We start from the raw sequence: 17,689 nt of genomic DNA, 5'->3' as shown, positions 1-17,689 counted from the left end.
CAATTATGGCCTTCGACAATGAGAAACTCGACGCGCTGCGACGTAAATATGGCGGCGAAACCGGCGGGGAAGTGTTTGATCCCCGGTTCAAGCGGGTGGCTGAAAAGATTTTTGACAGCAAGGGGACAAGGCTTGCTCCTTACTCCGGCATTCCGACATTTCTATCGGCTCCCTATCGACAGGTCGAAGCGGACAATCCGGATTTCGGCGGTCTGGACGTGGGTATCATCGGTGTGCCTATGGATCTCGGCGTCACCAACCGCCCTGGTTCCCGCTTCGGGCCGCGTGCCTTGCGCACCATCGAGCGGATCGGGCCGTATAACCATGTGCTGGATTGCGCGCCTGTCCATGAATTGAAGGTGGCTGATGTCGGTGATGTGCCGTTTGTCAGCCGCTATCGACTGGAACAGAGCCATGTCGATATTGAACAACGTATCGGTCAGATGGTGACACAAGGAGTGGTGCCGCTTAGCGTCGGCGGCGATCACTCAATTACGCATCCGATTCTAAAGGCCGTCGGGAAAGACCGACCGGTCGGGCTTATTCATATCGATGCCCATTGCGATACCAGCGGCCAGTTTGATCAAACCAAATTTCACCATGGCGGCCCATTTCGCAATGCGGTGCTGGACGGCGTATTGGACCCGACGCGCACGGTGCAGATCGGCATTCGTGGACCGGCGGAATACCTCTGGGAATTCAGCTATGAAAGCGGCATGACGGTTATTCATGCCGAAGAGATTTCAGCGCTTGGCATTCCAGCGGTGATCGCCAAGGCTTTGCAGGTGGTCGGGGATGGTCCGACCTATCTGTCTTTTGATATCGACAGTCTCGATCCGGCCTTTGCGCCAGGAACAGGCACGCCCGAGGTCGGTGGCTTGACCACGCGCGAGGTGCTGGAACTGCTGCGCGGTCTGAAAGGTGTCAACCTTGTCGGTGGCGATGTGGTGGAAGTCGCGCCGCAATATGACAGCACCACAAATACGGCGCAGGCGGGGGCACAGGTGCTGTTCGAAATCCTCAGCCTGATGGTTTTCAGTCCGTCCATTGGCAAGGAATAGGCATTTCAAGATGTGGTAAAGGTAAAGGCGGGGCAGGGTGATTAGGTCTCCCACGCCTTTTTATGAAGGAACTACTCCCCCCGAAGGTGGAGGTCTATTTACTGCATAACTAAAAACCCGGCAATCTTTCAATGCCGGGTCTGGAAACTGTTACCGCCATGGAAGGCCGGTTTAATTCTTGATCGAGCCGACGGCCAACTGGTCAACCTGGCGATTGAGCCGCAAACCAATGACCGGGATCATCCGGTCTTCGACCTTGACGGAAATGGTGACGTTCATGGTCTTTTCGTCTTCGATGCTGGCGACCATGGCACCGTTCAGTTTGGCGCGGTTAATACCCATGACCACCTTATCGCCATTCACCTGGCCGGAGATAATGTCGAGGCCTTTGCCTTCGGCACCGTCGAGGAACTGGCCGCTATAGGCGCCGCCCTTCATTGAAATCACTGCATTCATCGGTTGGGAAAACACGCCGACCCGGCACGTCCCGCCCAGCTTGATGCCAGCCTCTGCACCTTCGACAGGCTCACCCGTCAAATTGCAGTTGAATTTTGTACCCTTGTACTTTCCAGCGACGATTTCGCCCGGTCCGCTCCAGACGCCGGAAACGGATTCGAAGAACTGGCGATCCTTCTGGGCTGCATCAGCAACGCCTGCCGGAAGGGCAATGGCGCAGGCAACGGCAAAACTGCCGAGTAGCAAAGAGAAACGGTGCGGCATCGGCTTTCCTTGGCGTAATCGACGAACACTTGTTGGCTGATTTATAGTGCAAGGATGGTTAATATTTCCTTAGTCGCCATGGTCTCAATGCGGTTTGCGCTCTTTATCCCACACGAGATCTCTTGAAGGGTATTTTTCGGAATTTGTAATTTTTACAAGGCCTTGCCGTCGGGATTGATGGCCGGTTTCAGCGCTGGCATAAAGTCTCCAATGCCTGGACGTCTTAACGCTTTGAACTCCAGGGGTCGGCAGAGGTCCATGGCGGCGATACCGATTCTCGCCGTCATCAACCCGTTGATCACCCCTTCACCAAGCCGTGCGGACAGCCGGGAGGCAAGGCCATGGCCCAGAACCTGCTGAGCAAGGCCATCGCCAATGGCAATCGATCCGGTCACGGCCAGATGGGCAAAGACATCGCGCAAGAGCCGTAACATGCCGATGGAGCCGGGGCGGCCACCGTAGAGTTCCGCCATGGCGCGCACCAGGCGCACCACTTCAAACAGCACATAGGCAAGGTCCACAAGGGCGCGCGGGCTGACAGCGGTGACCACAGACACCCGCTTTGAGGCGTTGATAATCAGGCTGCGGGCCTTGGCATCCAGAGGTGCCAGCAATTCCCGCTCGGCCAAGGCAATCAGATGCGGCGCATCGATAATGTCGTTTTCGGCGGCTTTCAGCACGCTCCTACCTCGGGCGGTTTCCGCCCGGTGCTGGGTCAGGTCTTCGACCTCCTTGACCAGTTTGCGCGCTTCGCTGGCTGTACCCTGCAAGGACAGTGCGCTGGCGCGCTGTTTGATGGCCTGCACGGCATTCAGCCGGTAAATACCCGCCAGTTCCCGGATCACCACCACCGTCAGCGCCAGAAGGCCGATGCCGAGCAAGGTCAACGCAATATAGCCAAGCCAATCGGCCCGGGTGAAAAGATCACGGATCAGGTCATCGATCCAGAGACCGATCGCGAAGGAGGCAAGCGCGCCGAATGCTGCACCGGCAAGCTTGCCGAAGGAGAAGCGGCGCTTGGCGGGTCTTGCAATCGGGACGATGGCCTCTTCTTCGCTCAAGCCTGCCAGGAACGGGTCTTCAGCATCGGGCGTGATCGTTACATTGGCGTCGAAGCTTTTCGGCGCGCGTCTTTGCGGCTCCGGCGCCTCGACAAAAGGCGGGCGGGCAGGGGAGGAAGATGGTTCCTCAAGCGAAAAGGCCGCTGGACGACGTGTCATCGGACGTTGATCTTCTGGTGCCTTGCTCATGCCAAACGGTCTCCCAGGAGAAATTGCAGGGCGCGGTCGAGCCTTATATGCGGAATGGACAGCTTGATGCCGCCACCCGTCTCGTCCAGTTCCGGTGGTCGAAACCTGATAATGTTGAGATCCGGGCCGGTGTCTTTTCCAGATGTTGCCGTGTGAAACAGGCTTTCGATATTATCTGGCAGGTCGCCGGGAAAGACGGCTGTCTTGCGGTTGCCATCGAATCGCTCACCGCCGATGGTTTCGCCCTGCATGGGCGTGCCGACCACGACCGGCAGCAAATGACCATCCTGCTTGACGGTTGCTTCCCGCGTTGCCCGCACCGAGGCCAGGGCAACCACTTCGATGCCCGCGCCCGCCATGCCGATGGAGGTGATGGCCCCATCCACCAGCCGTCTGGTGACGGCCTGCAATTGCTCATGGCTTTCATGGTGCAAATGATCGGCCTTGGTGGCGGCAACTAGAACCTTGTCGATCCGCCGTCCAAGCAGGCCCCGCAGCCAGCTGGAACTGCCGGGGCGAAAGCAGGTCAGCACATCGGCAAGCGCCCGCTCCAGGTCCTGCACCGCTTCCGGTCCGCGATTGATGGCCTGAAGCGCGTCAACCAGAACGATCTGGCGGTCGAGACGGGCAAAATGTTCACGGAAGAACGGTTTGACCACCACGCTTTTATAGGATTCGTAGCGGCGCTCCATCATGGCACGCAGCGAACCCCGGATGATTTTGGTGTCTGGCTTCAACGCCAGGGGCGCAAAGGTTAGCGCTGGCGATCCGTCAAGATCGCCCGGCATCAGGAATCGGCCAGGCGGCAGCGTCGAAAGCGACCGCTCGTCGGCCTTGCAGGCTTTCAGGTAGTCGGCAAAGGCTTCCGCCAATTGGCGGGCTGTAGTTTCGTCGGCGGGCGCATCTGGATCGACCCGGCTTGCCAATCCCAGCCAACGCGCCGACAATTCCTTGCGGATGCCGGTCTGGGCCAGCTCCACGGTGTTGCGGCTGAAGGTCTCGTAATCCTGAGCGAGAAGAGGCAGATCGAGCAGCCATTCACCCGGATAATCGACGATATCGATGGCGAGTTTGCCAGAGGAAAATATCCGGCCCCAGCTGCTGGCGCTCTGATACTCCACCACCAGCCGCAGTTCTGAAATGGCCCGGGTAGAGCCCGGCCAGACCCGATCGCGGACCAGAGCGCGAATATGGTCTTCATATTGAAAGCGCGGTACGGCGTCATCCGGCTGCGGCTCCAAAGTGACACGGGAAATCCGGCCTGATTGCAGCGGCTCGAACAAGGGCAGGCGGCCACCATTCAGCAGATTATGGACCAGTGAGGAAATAAAGACGGTTTTGCCGGCCCGCGACAGGCCCGTGACCCCGAGGCGGATCGTTGGATACAGCAGGTTGGAAGCCCGGTCGGCAAGATTGTCGAGCGCGATGCGGGTCTCGTCGGTAAAACTGGTCATGGATGGCGGCACTGGGCAATGGTCCTGTTGTTTGCCTGCATATAGGGTGTGCGCCAGCGGATTGAAGGCCCAGCGGATTGAAGCCTAAGACCGTTACGTCATGACCGCCTGCGCCCTTGCTACGTGCGCCTTTGCCATATCCGCTTTCGTGGCCTCTCAGGGCTGAAGAAAATCCACAAGCTGCCATCGGCTGGGGGTGTCTTCTGCGTCGATAATCGCCAGTCCGCCCGCCGGGTAGCCCTGCGGAATGGTGCTGGCCAAAGCATGTTCGCCGATCAGCACGTGCAGACATTCCTCGATTGCCGGATTATGGCCGATCAGCATGATCGACCCCTGTTGGGAAGAGGAGCGCAGGATTTCCAGATAGGTCTCGGCACCGCCATTATAAAGCGCATCGACATAGCGGATTTCCACATCCTCTGCGCACATGCTGCGGCGCACGGCATCCGCCGTCTGGCGGCATCTAACAGCCGTCGAACAGATCACCAGATCGGGGCGGTAACCTTTGTCAGCAGCCATGCCGGTTATCATCTCGGCATGCGCGTAACCCGTATTGCTCAAGGGTCTGTCGAAATCCTTTTGCCCGGCCCCAGGCCAATCGGCGGCGGCATGCCGCATGAGATAGACCCGGAAAGGATTGGAGACGGTGACGGTCATGCAGATGGTGTCCGTTGGATCGAAGCCTTACCTATCCCGGCAGTTCATGCGGCGTCAACAGGATGGGTTGTAGCGTCTGGAAGAGGTAAGTGACACGGCTGGGGATGCTGGGTGTAAACCTTTGTCAAGGGGTTCTGCGACAAATAAGCCACACGAAGGAAAAACGATGAAAAAATAGTCCTTTAGCTGATTTTTGTAACAGATTTAAAAATCAAGGAAAGCCTTGAGTAAGGCTTGAATGCGACCTTTTCAAAGTATATACGTCCGCCATTGAGATGTTCTTCAGGAGAATCGCGTTGAGTGAGAAGATCAATCTTAGCGACTATGTGCTCTCGGATGACGACGAGTTCATGAACGCGAACCAGCGAGCTTATTTTCGCGCCAAGTTGATCGCTTGGAAAAACGACATCCTGCGTGAGGCAAGGGAAACCCTCGGCCATCTCGCGGAAGAGAGTGCCAATCACCCTGACCTTGCAGACCGGGCATCTTCGGAAACCGACCGCGCAATCGAGCTTCGGGCGCGTGACCGGCAGCGCAAGTTGATCTCGAAGATCGATGCTGCATTGCAACGGATCGACGATGGCACTTACGGCTATTGCGAGGAAACCGGCGAGCCAATCGGCTTGAAGCGCCTCGATGCTCGCCCGATCGCGACCCTGTCGATCGAAGCGCAGGAACGCCACGAGCGACGCGAAAAAGTCTATCGCGACGAATAGACCTCAAATAGTCACCCCAGCGTTCAGAGGCAAAGGCACGCATTGATTTTGCGTGCGGCTTCTGTGCAGAGAAGCATGACTAAGCTCAAGCGTACCGTAGCCGTAAGCGCGCGCTGAAACCCGTAACGCCCGCCTATGCGGCTGTTTTTAGAACAGCGTCTTCCGTTTTGGTAGCCTGTTGAAGATTTTCCAGGTCATCGTCAGTCGATGCAAAGCCTTTTGCATGAGCCTGTCCGCCGCCGTGGCCTGTTGAGGCGCATGGCAGCGGAGTCGGTTATGTATGAAATGCCCCTAGGATATTATGCGTATTAATGCATATAGACGTTAGCCCCCTCTTTAGAGAGTGTCAGAGGCCAACTATCCTTGATGCGGTTATCTTTCGGAAAAATCAGGCTCTCTTTTCCCTAAGGCGAGCTCTAATTCTTGCGCGGAGCGCCCATTTCACCGAAAATCCGGGCGATTTCGTCCTGCAAATTGCCTTCCTTCGGTGCGGGGTCGGACGTCACCGTGGCTTGAGGATTGGCACCGGGCGGCGTTCTGATCGGCGCAATGGCGCGGGCAACCGGTGGTTCAACGGTTGGTTTTGGACGCGACGCTGGCTGGGTCAGAATTTCGCCGTCGAGGATCTTTTCAAATTCACTTTTCAGAGTGTCGAGGTCGGGCCCGGAATCTTCCTGCGGGGTTTTCTCGGCAGCAGGTTCAGGTGACAGGTCGATCTCGTCGGGCGGGGTCGGGCTCTTGTAGCGGTCTGCGGAAAAGGGTTCGACCCGTGCTTTCAATACCCGTTCGCGCGCTGCATCCAGCAACAGGCTGGCCTCCTGCGGGGATGTCGTCGCTGGCGCAACCCGAGGCTCGGAAACCGGCATAGACACGTCGGCGGGCTTGTTCGCCATCGTGGGCGGCTCAACGTCCGGTGCAGTTTCAGCCGGTGCCTCGTTGCGACCAGCGCTCGATGGCGGGTTGACAACCGGCGCCGCTGACGGTGGTGGCGACGAAACAGCGGTGACCGGCTTTGCGGTGATGGTCTCTGTTGCGCGCGGCTCGGCTCTGGTATTGGACGCCATCGGGATTTCCGGGGCAATCGCCGCAGTCAAAGGTTCGGGGGCCGCTTGCCGGTTCTCGTCCTGCGCTACCGCCTGGGTTTGAGCGACTGGAGCCTTTGTTGGTTGAGCTTGGGGTGGTTGAACCTGCTGAGGTGCGCGTTCGACGCTCTGTGGGTGCTGAATAGTGTCTTCAGGTTTGGGCTTTAGCGCAGCGGGGGCCTGCATCGGTTTTTGCCCAAGGGGCTGTGGGGCATGCGGTGCGGGCATTGCTTGGGCGGCAGTGGATACGGTCTCCTGGGCCGGAGCCGCTGCAACCGGTCTCGCAACTGGTTTCTGAGGCGGTGCAGAGACTGGCTGCGGACGCGGCTCTTGTCGGGTCGGTTGGGCTTCCAGCCGTGATGGGGGTGTCTGCAACGCGGCTTGCGTCTTCTGTTCGGTTTCCTTGACTTGGCGTGAGGCCAGCGCTGCCAATTCCTGAGCCTTGAGGAGCTCCTGGTTCCTGACAAGTGCCTCATTGGCGGCAAGCTCCCCAGCCAGATAGGCCTTGGGTTCACCAATGCCGCTTTCGACCACGATATCAGTCGGGCCGCCGATCAGGATGAGATGCTCGATATTGTCGCGGCGAATCAGCACCAGCCGGCGACGCGCATCCACGGCGGCGGCATCCAGCACCTGCAAGCGTGGTTGGCGGTTGCGCCCACCGCGCACGAAGGGCGATGGAGCGCGGTTTTTCAGGATCCACAATATCACCACCAGCACGGCGAGGGCGAGAAACACCCCGCCAGCGGCAATCAGGAAGCGGCTGCCATAGGCGTTGAGAATATCGTCCATCATGGTGGCTGTCTCCGTCCGAGTATCGGTGGTCATTCTACGCAATTTTCGACTTTGCCTTTGAAAAACGAGGCAAAGCTATATGGGCTCTATATGGCGCATCGCACCATGGCCAAGCAAGCTCCGGCATTTATTCCCTGCCTATTTATTGCGATTGCCCACGAAGTGAAGGGGTAAGGTGCCGAAGATCTGCACCAGATTGCGCATCAGAGTGTGGGATTGGCTGTGAATGGTCGGCAATGGTGGCCTTGCTGTGCTTTTTGCTGCCCATTCAAGTTGGTAAAGATGTTGCTAACCGTGATTCCCGGCAATGGCGACGGGACAGGCCGTGCGAGACCAGCTATCGTGGTGGCAATGCTGCCGGCTGACAAAGCACCGGATGGATAAGGTGCCGGGTGACAAGGCGCCGGATAACAAGGCAAATGAACGCCGAGATGAGGACCGAATGACAAACCAGCAGCAGACAGACGAAAGCGTAGGCCCGCTGGTGGATCGCAGGCCGAGTAGCGGGGCTGCGTTTCGCATCGTCATCCTGGCTTTTGTTCTGCTGGCTGCCGCCGCCGCCTTCGTGGTCTTCAAAAACTCGCTGGATAACCAGATCGTGCTGGGTGTGCTCGGCGTCCTGGCCATTGTTGGCATTTTCTTTCTGGTCTCGGCGATTATCGGGTTTATCGAAGTCATGCCGCAGACTCCGTCCGACGGTCTTGGCCGCGCCTTCCTCGACAGCCAGAGTGAGGGAACGCTGGTCACCGATCCGCGTGGGCACATTATCTATGCCAATGCCGCCTATGGCCGGATGACCGGCGTACGCAGGGCAACAGACGTACAGACGCTGGAAGCGCTGTTGTCTCGCCATCGCGAGGCTGGTGAAGCACTTTACCGGCTGATCAACGGCTTGCGCGAGGACCGGGACGGGCAGGAGGAATTTCGGCTGCTGAAGCCGCTCGGACCGTTTTCAGACAATGGTTCCGGCGCGCATTGGTACCGGTTGCGGGCTCGCCGTCTGGTGGAAAAGGGGCCCCATAAGGGCCTTCAGATCTGGCAGATTGCCGACATTACCGCTGACCGTGACGACCAGGAGCGGTTTTTCAAGGAATTGCAGAACGCGATCGATTACCTCGATCATGCGCCAGCTGGCTTCTTTTCGGCTGGCCGCAAGGGCGAGATCTTCTATCTCAATGCCACCCTGTCGGAATGGCTCGGCATCGATCTCACGCAGTTTTCGCCAGGCGCCATCTACCTCAAGGACCTGGTTGCGGGCGAGGGCATGGCGCTGATCCAGTCGGTACAGGCCGAACCAGGCCTGTCGAAGACCGCGACTCTCGATCTTGATTTGCGCCGTGCTGATGGCCGCAGTTTTCCGGCTCGCCTTGTCCATAGGGTCCGCTCGGCCCGCGATGGCGCGCCTGGGGAGAGCCGGACGATCGTGCTGGCCCGTCAGGAAGTCATTGCTGGTGACCGTTCGGATTCCTCGGCCTCCATGCGCTTTACCCGGTTTTTCAACAATACGCCGATGGCAATTGCCTCGGTGGACGGGCAGGGGCGCATCCTGCGCACCAATGCGCCTTTCCTGAAATTCTTTTCCGATGTCGTTTCCCGGGACGATATCGACCGCAAGATCCGGCTGGATGCCGTTCTGCATGACAACGAGCGTCCGGTTTTCGCCGAGGCGCTGTCGCAGGCGCGCGACCGGCAGGTGGACATTGCACCAATCGATTCGCGCCATCCCTTGGATGACATGCGCCATTTCCGGTTCTACGTGAACGCGGTCATCGACCAGAGCGACGAGGCGCCGGAAGAGGCGGCCATCGTTTACGCGGTTGACGTCACGGACCAGAAGGCGCTGGAAACCCAGATGGCCCAGACGCAGAAGATGAATGCTGTCGGCACGCTGGCCGGGGGCATCGCCCATGACTTCAACAATGTTCTGACGGCCATTCTTCTGTCCTCCGACCATCTTCTGCTCCAGGCAAGACCTTCGGATTCAAGCTTTGCCGATCTGATGGAAATCAAGCGCAATGCCAATCGCGCCGCCGTTCTAGTGCGACAATTGCTGGCTTTTTCGCGCAAGCAGACCATGCGCCCGACAGTGCTGAACCTGACTGATGTGATCGGCGACCTGCGCATGCTGGTCGACCGGCTGATCTCAGGCACCAATGTCAAGCTGCATGTGGATTACGGACGGGATCTTTGGCCGGTCAAGGCGGATCTTTCTCAATTCGAACAGGTGCTGATCAATCTCTGCGTCAATGCTCGCGATGCCATGCCGCAAGGCGGCAATATCACCATCAGCACTCGCAATGTCACCGGTGTCGAAGCGGCCGCTTATAATCACCGCGGCCTGCCGCATGAGGATTTCGTGCTGATCGAAGTGGCCGACAGGGGCACCGGCATCGCGCCTGAGATCCTCGACAAGATCTTCGAGCCCTTCTTTACCACCAAGGATGTCGGCAAAGGGACCGGCCTGGGACTTGCCATGGTCTATGGCATCGTCAAACAGTCCGGCGGCTATATCTACCTGGAATCGGAGGTCGGCGAAGGCACGACATTCCGGATTTTCCTGCCGCGCCATATTGTCGAGCCAGTGGTGATCGATGCGACCCTTGCACCTGGTGCGCAAGCCCAGCAGGGCAATGGCCGGGTTCTGGCTGCGTCAGAATCCGAAAACTCCAAGGAGCCAGACGACCTGACAGGCAAATCCGCCGTGGTTCTGCTGGTGGAGGACGAGGACGCCGTGCGGCGCGGCGGCAAACGCATGCTGGAAACCAGGGGCTATACGGTCCACGAGGCCTGTTCCGGCGTCGAGGCGCTGGAAATCATGGAGGAACTGGAAGGCAAGGTCGATATTGTCGTTTCCGACGTGGTGATGCCGGAAATGGATGGCCCGTCGCTGTTAAAGGAATTGCGCAAGACCTATCCGGATATGAAATTCATCTTCGTTTCTGGCTATGCCGAGGATGCATTTGCGCGAAACCTGCCTGCGGATGCCAAGTTCGGATTCCTGCCGAAGCCCTTCTCCCTCAAGCAATTGGCCATCGCCGTTCGCGAAATGCTGGATGCCTGAACCGACTGTAGATTGAAGATAGGAAGATCAATCACGCGCTCGATGAGGCGCGTGATTGTGCGCGGATCGAGAGTTGAACGGCATATTTGGTGTGCCTCTGTTGCTTTAATTAAAAACCTTTATTCATGATAATTATATTCGTGCTTGTCGCATAGAACACCGCGAAATTGCCTTGAATCGATTTCTATAGAAGGGGCCACTGACCTTGGCTTCGACATCTTTTTTGGATTTGCGAATCGATCACGACATATGGTGCCAAGGCTTGAAGAAAAGGTCGTTATTTTATGACATATATGCTTGCCTGCGCCCTTGCCCGTCGCGAGGCTAAACCTGCAAGTCGCCTGGGCTTTTCAGTGGTTTTACCTTTGGCAGTGGCTCTTGGTCTTTCCGGCTGCGGATCAGTTCCATTGACGCAATCGGGCTCGCTCAAGTCCTATGACAAGCTGGGCCCGGTCGAGGGCAAGCTCAGCAAATCGCGGGTTTTTCTGGATGAACGGAGCCTTTTGACAGCTCGCTCAATCGCCATTTCACCGACGAAATTATCGCCGCAGGCGCGCGCGAAGCTCCATGAGCAAGGCAGCGACCGGCTGGTTTCCAACGCGCTGGATCGGGCATTGTGCATTGATCTCAGCGACAGGTTTCTTGTGGTTCGCCCCGGAGAACCTGCCGATTTGACCGTGCAAGCGGAGATTACCGACATTGTTCCGACCGGCAAGGTTGCCGCTGGTGTTTCCAAGGTGACAACGCTTGGAACATCCGCCGTCCTGCCGGTCGGTATTCCCCGTCTTCCGATCGGTCTTGGCGGCCTTGCCGTGGAAGCCGAAGCGCTTACCCCGCAGGGAACACAAGTCGCGGCAATCGTCTGGTCCAGGGGTGCAAACTCGATAACCAATGGTCCCCGCGTTTCCGAAGTCGGCGATGCCTATGGTCTGGCCTCAGCCTTTGCCGGCCAGTTTTCGCAGATGCTGCAAAAAGGCCAGAAACCTTCCGGCATCAACCTATCCTTGCCATCAGGGCAAAAGCTGAAATCGGGACTGGGCGGCGCACCCAAAAATGCCGCCTGCGAAGCCTTCGGCCGCGCGCCGGGCATTGGCGGAATGGTTGGAACCATGGTCGGCGCGCCGCCATCCTGGTCGGACAAAGCCGGCAAGCAGTAACGCATACTATCGAGCCTGGAAGCTGTTTTCAGTTTCCAGGTTTCGGTCCACGCCGTCAACTTTTGGATTGGCCTTTATGGCGCAATCCATCCATCAGCAATCCGATCAGCCGATGTGAACGGTCGCGCCATTCCGGGGTGTCGGGCATGGAATAGATACTGGACAAAGCGTGCAGCAGGTCAGCCTCGCCAATATCGTCGCGGATAAGCTGCTGTTCCTGCGCTGTGGCCATCAACTGGCCCACCGCATCGCGGATCAGGCCGGAGCCCTGCGAAAACAGGTTTGAATTGGAATTCATAAGAATTTTCAAACTATTGGCCATGCCGCGTTTGGTGGCAATATAGCCCACGAAACGCCGCATCCATTCCTCCAGCGCCCTATCGGCGGGCAGCGTGGTCGCAAGCTCTGTCGCCGCCTCTGCCAGACTTGACAATTCGCGCCGGTAAACCGCCTCAACGAGATGTTCGCGCGTCTGAAAATGGCGGTACAGCGTGCCGATGCCGACACCTGCCTGCCGGGCGATATCCTCAAGCGAGGTTTCAACGCCTTTTTCAGCAAAGGCGAGGGCGGCCACCTCGACCAATTTCTCCCGGTTTCGCTGGGCATCCGCACGCATTTTGGGTGCCTTCGGCGAAGATGTGTTCGAGGCAGCCGATGCCAAAATTCTGCTCCGGGACAATTGGGGCTTGACGAGAGACGACAAACCTCTAGTTTAAACGGAGGCTCCTCCGGTTAGTGGGGCCTTCCAAGTCATAGTCCAGAAGAGGGGAGGATGTCATGTTAAAAATAGTGCGCATCTCCCGTCCTTCAAGTCGGCATCATTTCTGACAGCCAAGGCTGTCCACAATCGCCTTTGAAATTTTTCGTCCGAGACGGCAAGCGCAATGCGTTTAAGCAAACGCATGGTGCCTATTCACTCTTTTAAGCGACAGCACGGAGCTTATCATGTCAGGAACACTTCATATCAGTCTGACCATCAACGGCGCGGTTCACGAATGTGACGTTGAGCCGCGCGTGACCTTGCTTGACGCGCTTCGCGAGCATTTGTCGATGACCGGCACCAAGAAGGGCTGCGACCAGGGGCAGTGCGGCGCCTGCACCTGCCATGTCGATGGCAAGCGGGTCCTGTCCTGCATGATGCTGGCAGCACAAGCGGAAGGCCATGCGATCACCACGATAGAAGGCATTGCATCGCCAAATGGCGAATTGCATCCGGTTCAAACAGCGTTTCTGGAACAGGATGCCTTTCAATGCGGTTATTGTACACCCGGCCAGATCATGTCGGCTGTGGCGTGCATCCGCGAGGGTCATGCGGGATCGGATGCGGAAATCCGCGAATATATGTCTGGAAACCTCTGTCGATGCGGGGCCTATAACAGCATCGTGGCGGCGGTGCGTGACGCGGCGGAGGCTGCATGATGAAGAGTTTTTCCTATAGTCGAGTATCGTCCATACAAGCGGCGCGTGAAGCAACGCACCAAGCAGAAACAGCGCTGCTGGCCGGTGGTACGAGCTTGCTTGACCTTGCCAAATCCGGTGTTGCGGAGCCAGATAATGTCCTGGATATCAGCCATCTGGCCGGACTTGGCACCATTACCGTGAACGAAACTGGAGCCACCATTGGCACCTTGGCCAGAATGTCCACCGTGGCCGATCACCCTGCCATAAAGACGCGCTATCCGGCTGTTGCGCAATCGCTGTCTCTGGCGGCGTCGCCCCAACTGCGCAACATGGCGACGGTTGGTGGCAATCTCATGCAACGCACCCGCTGTTCCTACTTTCGTGATCCAGGCACATTTGCAGCCTGCAACAAGCGCGCACCGGGTTCCGGCTGTTCAGCCATCGGCGGCGTGACCCGCAACCATGCGGTATTGGGTACCAGCGATCTCTGCATTGCCAGCTACCCCGGCGATCTTGCCGTGGCGCTGACCGCCTTTGATGCCACAGTGGATTTGGGTGAGCGGCAGGTCGCTATCGACGATTTCTTTTTGCCTTATGGCGATGCCCCGCATCTCGAAACTCTGTTGAAGCCAGGGGAAATGATCCTCTCCATCACCATTCCGGCATCTGCTGCGGCTGAAAATTCCACCTATCTGAAGATACGCGACCGCCAGTCCTATGAATTTGCCGCAGCCAGCGCTGCCGTTGGTCTGGAACTGGAAGAGGATGGCCGCACGATCCGGGATATTCGCATTGCGCTTGGTGGCGTGGCCAGCAAGCCTTGGCGGGTTCGCGCCGTGGAACAGGCGCTGATCGGCAAGCTGCTGGAGCCGCAAACCGTCGAGCAGGCCAGCCGGCTTTCGATGGAAGGTGCGGTGTCGCAGGGCGATAATCACTACAAGATCCAATTGGCGCCGCGCGTTATCGCCCGCGCCGTCCTCACTCTGGGAGGTCTCGCATGACAATAGTGACAGCACGCAAGCACGGCGATGCCGCCGATGGTGCGGTCGGTGGCCGTCTTTCACGGTTCGAAGGACAGAGAAAAATCACTGGGGCTGCCACCTATGCGCTGGAATATCCGGTGGAAAACCCTGCCCATGCGGTGCTGGTGCAGAGCACGATTGCGTCCGGTCGGGTGGTGTCTGTTGATACATCCGCAGCGAACGCTGCACCGGGCGTATTGATGGTGCTGACGCCGCAGGATGATCTCGGTCTGATCACTGCGTCTGATTGGTACGGAAATCGGCCGGATAACCAGCCCTATTATCCCTTGTCGAATATAGTAACCTTCAATGGTCAATCGATTGCAGCGGTCATCGCTGAAAGCCGGGAACAAGCAGCCGAAGCAGCCAAGCTGGTTCGTGTAGTCTATGAAGAATCCACTGCAATCAATGGACTAGACGATCCAAATGCTGGTTCAGGCAAACTGATGGATAATCTGAATGTTTCCTGGGGTGATGCCGAGGCGGCGCTGGCAGCGTCCGCAGTGCGCATCGAGGCTGAATATCGGACCCCACGCGAATACCATGTCGCTATGGAACCCCATGGCCTGACCGCCCAATGGGACGAGGACCAGTTGACGCTGTGGGAGCCGAGCCAATGGACCCACGGTATGGCACGCAGCTACGCTGAATGGTTCGGCCTGCCGCTGGAGAATGTCCGTATCGTCTCACCATTCATTGGCGGCGGTTTCGGCTCCAAGGCCGGGGCGCTGGCCTATGGCGCGGTGGCAGCAGCCGCAGCGAAAAAGCTGGGCCGTCCCGTTAAACTGGCCGTCACCCGGCCCCAGAATTTCACCAGTTACGGCGGACGTGCCGCGACGCGCCAAACCATCGCCTTGGGCGCAACCCAGGACGGGATTTTACAGGCAATCCTTCATCGCGGTGCCAGTGAGACATCCACCTACATGGACTATCCTGAGCAGACCGGCGCTGCGACACCGATTCTTTACAAGGTGGAGAATTTCAGTTCCGAGCATCGCGTCGTGCCGGTTAATACAGTGACACCAGGCGCTTTGCGAGGGCCGGGCAAAAATCCCAGCGCCTTCGGCATTGAATGCGCCATGGACGAACTGGCCGCTGCCATCGGTATGGACCCCCTGGAAATCCGCCTGAAAAACTATGCCGACCGCGATTATCAATCGGGCAAGCCGTGGTCCACGCGCCAATTGCGCAAGGCCCTCACTCAGGGTGCCGAGGCTTTTGGCTGGTCACGGCGCAGTGCTCAACCCCGGACCATGCGCGACGGACGCCAACTGATCGGCTGGGGTATCGGCTGCGGCACGTTTCCAGTCATCCGCGCGCCAAGCGAAGCGATGATACGCATTCTGGCGAGCGGGCGGGTTGAGGTGGTCAGCGGCGCCATAGACATGGGGCAGGGTACCTATACAATCCTTGCGCAGACTGCTTCCGAAGCGCTTGGCGTGCCTGTCGAGCAGATTGACGTTGTGCTTGGCGATTCCAGGCTGCCGGGATCGGCTATTGCCGGTGGGTCGATGTTGGCCGGGTCGATCACTGGCGCTGTCCACAAGGCAGCATTGGCCGCCCGTGACGAAATACTGGCGCTAGCCCTTAACGACGCCAATTCGCCATTCCGCGAGACCGGCGCCAATATTTTGACATTGAGCGATGGCCGGATTGCCATGTCACGCGGCGAGGGGCCTTCAATGACCCTGCCCGAGCTGATGACGGTCCTGAACCGCGATGAGATTGAAGTGCGGCGCAATACGTTGCCCGATGATGCCCAAAGCGCCGCCGACCACAAGGGCGCCTGGACCAGCATGGCAAGAGTGCAAGGCCCGACCATGGGCGACACGTCCATGCACAGCTGGTGCGCTCACTTCGTCGAAGTTCGGGTCGATGAGGATTTCGGTACGGTCCGGGTCTCGCGCATGGTTTCCGCCTTCGATTGCGGACGGCTTTACAATCCGAAAATGGTGGAAAGCCAATGGCGCGGTGGCATCATCATGGGTATCGGCCAGGCTTTGCTGGAGGAGGGGCTGGTGGATAGCCGCAATGGGCGCGTCGTCAACAATAATATGGCGGATTATCTCGTGCCGACCAATGCTGACATTCCCGATATCCGGGTAATTTCAGTGGGCATACCTGACTACGAAGCCTCTGCGCTGGGCGGCAAAGGGGTCGGCGAAGTCGGGATTGTCGGTGTCGCGCCCGCTATCGCCAATGCTGTCTTCCATGCCACCGGCAAGCGTGTCCGCGATCTGCCGATCACTCTGGAAAAGCTCATCTGAGGAAGACTTCCCGTAAATACCGTCGGCGCTACCTGCGCCGACGGTATGGCGAAGGGAAAGAAAGTGGTGCCTGAATGAACAATACATCCCAAACAGCCTTCAGGACCTTGGTACCTGAAAGGGCATTTTCGACCGATAGTGCCGCGGATATATTACGGTTCGCGATGGACTGTCTCGACGGCGGGGCAGGCGTCGCACTCGCCACTCTTATAGAGATCCGGGGTGGATCCGCGCGTGCACTCGGCGCGCATATGGCGATCCGCGACGATGGCCGTTATTGCGGTTTCGTCTCCGGTGGCTGCGTCGAGGCAGCGGTGGCCAGTGAAGCGGTGGATGCTATTGGCGAAGGTGCGGATAGCCACGTGTTGTTTGGCGAAGGATCGCCGTTTTTCGATATCGTGCTGCCCTGTGGCGGCGGCATCACCATCGCTATCCACGTTCTTCGCCACAGCGCGCCGATCCGCACCGTGCTTGATGGCCTTGAAAACAGGTCTCCAGCCGGTCTGCGCTACGAACCGTCGAAACAGGCTTTGAAGGCAATCGAAGCGCCGAAACGCGCTGGTTGGGAAAACGAAAGCTTCGTCACAGTCTACCGCCCAAAACCGCGGATTTTTCTGTCTGGCCGATCTATCGAAGTCGATACGACAGCCAGGATCGCCGAGGCTGCGGGCTATGATGTTTATCGTCATGATAACGCCAGCCTTGAACCCGATGCCAGCCAGATTGATGCAGATACGGCAGTGGCACTTTTGCACCACGATATCGATTTGGAAATACCGGTTCTTCAGGCAGCACTTGGCGCCGAGCCTTTCTATCTCGGCGCTCTCGGCAGCGCCAGAACCCATGCGAGGCGGATGGAACGGCTGCGGGACATCGGATATAGTGAATCCGACATAGCCCGCATCAAATCACCCATCGGCATCTTCAATAGAGCCCGGGATGCTCAATCCTTGGCATTGTCGGTGCTGGCTGATCTTGCCGCCACACGAGTGGCCCGGTTCGGGTAATTCTCACCCATTGGATGGCAATTAGTTCCATAATCTATC

At 58.2% G+C, this 17,689-nt stretch carries 14 protein-coding genes; 8 read left to right on the top strand and 6 right to left on the bottom strand.

The window, feature by feature from the left end; translation table 11 throughout:
* Window positions 1-5: 5 nt before the first annotated feature.
* Window positions 6-1,061, top strand: coding sequence for an agmatinase (speB, locus tag AVCG78_RS07670; protein ID WP_071205259.1), 1,056 nt, complete (start codon window positions 6-8; stop codon window positions 1,059-1,061).
* A gap of 171 nt (window positions 1,062-1,232) precedes the next feature.
* On the opposite strand, the gene AVCG78_RS07665 is transcribed toward speB, so the two are convergent.
* From AVCG78_RS07665 to AVCG78_RS07650, 4 genes are all read right to left on the bottom strand, one after another.
* Window positions 1,233-1,781, bottom strand: coding sequence for a hypothetical protein (locus tag AVCG78_RS07665; protein ID WP_071205260.1), 549 nt, complete (start codon window positions 1,779-1,781; stop codon window positions 1,233-1,235).
* Between the two features lie 152 nt (window positions 1,782-1,933).
* A complete protein-coding gene (locus tag AVCG78_RS07660) occupies window positions 1,934-3,031 on the bottom strand; it encodes a YcjF family protein (RefSeq protein ID WP_071205261.1) in 1,098 nt (365 codons plus the stop codon).
* Entirely contained in the window at window positions 3,028-4,497 is a 1,470-nt protein-coding gene (locus AVCG78_RS07655; RefSeq protein WP_071585216.1) for a YcjX family GTP-binding protein, read from the bottom strand. Before AVCG78_RS07655 ends, AVCG78_RS07660 begins: the two co-directional genes overlap by 4 nt.
* A gap of 144 nt (window positions 4,498-4,641) precedes the next feature.
* The gene (locus AVCG78_RS07650) at window positions 4,642-5,142 is read right to left on the bottom strand and encodes a SixA phosphatase family protein (RefSeq protein ID WP_071205263.1); all 501 of its coding nucleotides are present in this window, start codon (window positions 5,140-5,142) and stop codon (window positions 4,642-4,644) included.
* A gap of 296 nt (window positions 5,143-5,438) precedes the next feature.
* Here AVCG78_RS07650 and dksA point away from each other — a divergent pair, with 296 nt between their 5' ends.
* On the top strand, window positions 5,439-5,858 hold the full coding sequence (dksA, locus tag AVCG78_RS07645; protein ID WP_041696655.1) for an RNA polymerase-binding protein DksA: 420 nt from the start codon (window positions 5,439-5,441) through the stop codon (window positions 5,856-5,858).
* 416 nt (window positions 5,859-6,274) lie between these two features.
* Here the strand turns inward: dksA and AVCG78_RS07640 are convergent, their stop codons facing one another.
* A complete protein-coding gene (locus tag AVCG78_RS07640) occupies window positions 6,275-7,768 on the bottom strand; it encodes a flagellar biosynthetic protein FliO (protein WP_071585215.1) in 1,494 nt (497 codons plus the stop codon).
* A 409-nt stretch (window positions 7,769-8,177) separates the two neighbouring features.
* On the opposite strand from AVCG78_RS07640, the gene cckA reads away from it, so the two are divergent.
* Entirely contained in the window at window positions 8,178-10,796 is a 2,619-nt protein-coding gene (gene cckA / locus AVCG78_RS07635; RefSeq protein WP_015916180.1) for a cell cycle histidine kinase CckA, read from the top strand.
* Between the two features lie 284 nt (window positions 10,797-11,080).
* Window positions 11,081-11,953, top strand: coding sequence for a DUF3313 domain-containing protein (locus AVCG78_RS07630; RefSeq protein WP_139191471.1), 873 nt, complete (start codon window positions 11,081-11,083; stop codon window positions 11,951-11,953).
* A 55-nt stretch (window positions 11,954-12,008) separates the two neighbouring features.
* Here AVCG78_RS07630 and AVCG78_RS07625 read toward each other — a convergent pair whose 3' ends face one another.
* Window positions 12,009-12,569, bottom strand: coding sequence for a TetR/AcrR family transcriptional regulator (locus AVCG78_RS07625; protein ID WP_071205316.1), 561 nt, complete (start codon window positions 12,567-12,569; stop codon window positions 12,009-12,011).
* 329 nt (window positions 12,570-12,898) lie between these two features.
* Between AVCG78_RS07625 and AVCG78_RS07620 the strand changes: the two genes are divergently transcribed.
* From AVCG78_RS07620 to AVCG78_RS07605, 4 genes are all read left to right on the top strand, one after another.
* Complete coding sequence (locus tag AVCG78_RS07620) at window positions 12,899-13,372, top strand: (2Fe-2S)-binding protein (RefSeq protein WP_071205265.1); 474 nt, start codon at window positions 12,899-12,901, stop codon at window positions 13,370-13,372.
* The gene (locus AVCG78_RS07615; RefSeq protein WP_071205266.1) at window positions 13,372-14,355 is read left to right on the top strand and encodes an FAD binding domain-containing protein; all 984 of its coding nucleotides are present in this window, start codon (window positions 13,372-13,374) and stop codon (window positions 14,353-14,355) included. The genes AVCG78_RS07620 and AVCG78_RS07615 overlap by 1 nt, the downstream gene beginning before the upstream one ends.
* Entirely contained in the window at window positions 14,352-16,643 is a 2,292-nt protein-coding gene (locus AVCG78_RS07610; protein WP_071205267.1) for a xanthine dehydrogenase family protein molybdopterin-binding subunit, read from the top strand. Before AVCG78_RS07615 ends, AVCG78_RS07610 begins: the two co-directional genes overlap by 4 nt.
* A 74-nt stretch (window positions 16,644-16,717) precedes the next feature.
* A complete protein-coding gene (locus tag AVCG78_RS07605; RefSeq protein WP_071205268.1) occupies window positions 16,718-17,650 on the top strand; it encodes an XdhC family protein in 933 nt (310 codons plus the stop codon).
* Window positions 17,651-17,689: the final 39 nt, after the last annotated feature.

This window comes from Gillisella vitis (assembly GCF_021559775.1).
Classification (GTDB): Bacteria; Pseudomonadota; Alphaproteobacteria; order Rhizobiales; family Rhizobiaceae; genus Allorhizobium; species Allorhizobium ampelinum.
Note: the sequence above shows the minus strand (reverse complement) of the source record. Positions and strands in the feature narration are given on the sequence as shown.

Bases quoted from the DNA above. Each gene is read 5' to 3' on its own strand.
- AVCG78_RS07625 (WP_071205316.1), bottom strand. From the start codon at position 12,569: ATGCGTGCGGATGCCCAGCGAAACCGGGAGAAATTGGTCGAGGTGGCC.
- AVCG78_RS07650 (WP_071205263.1), bottom strand. From the start codon at position 5,142: ATGACCGTCACCGTCTCCAATCCTTTCCGGGTCTATCTCATGCGGCAT.
- speB (WP_071205259.1), top strand. From the start codon at position 6: ATGGCCTTCGACAATGAGAAACTCGACGCGCTGCGACGTAAATATGGC.
- AVCG78_RS07630 (WP_139191471.1), top strand. From the start codon at position 11,081: ATGACATATATGCTTGCCTGCGCCCTTGCCCGTCGCGAGGCTAAACCT.
- cckA (WP_015916180.1), top strand. From the start codon at position 8,178: ATGACAAACCAGCAGCAGACAGACGAAAGCGTAGGCCCGCTGGTGGAT.
- AVCG78_RS07620 (WP_071205265.1), top strand. From the start codon at position 12,899: ATGTCAGGAACACTTCATATCAGTCTGACCATCAACGGCGCGGTTCAC.
- AVCG78_RS07605 (WP_071205268.1), top strand. From the start codon at position 16,718: ATGAACAATACATCCCAAACAGCCTTCAGGACCTTGGTACCTGAAAGG.
- AVCG78_RS07610 (WP_071205267.1), top strand. From the start codon at position 14,352: ATGACAATAGTGACAGCACGCAAGCACGGCGATGCCGCCGATGGTGCG.
- AVCG78_RS07640 (WP_071585215.1), bottom strand. From the start codon at position 7,768: ATGACCACCGATACTCGGACGGAGACAGCCACCATGATGGACGATATT.
- AVCG78_RS07660 (WP_071205261.1), bottom strand. From the start codon at position 3,031: ATGAGCAAGGCACCAGAAGATCAACGTCCGATGACACGTCGTCCAGCG.
- AVCG78_RS07665 (WP_071205260.1), bottom strand. From the start codon at position 1,781: ATGCCGCACCGTTTCTCTTTGCTACTCGGCAGTTTTGCCGTTGCCTGC.
- AVCG78_RS07615 (WP_071205266.1), top strand. From the start codon at position 13,372: ATGAAGAGTTTTTCCTATAGTCGAGTATCGTCCATACAAGCGGCGCGT.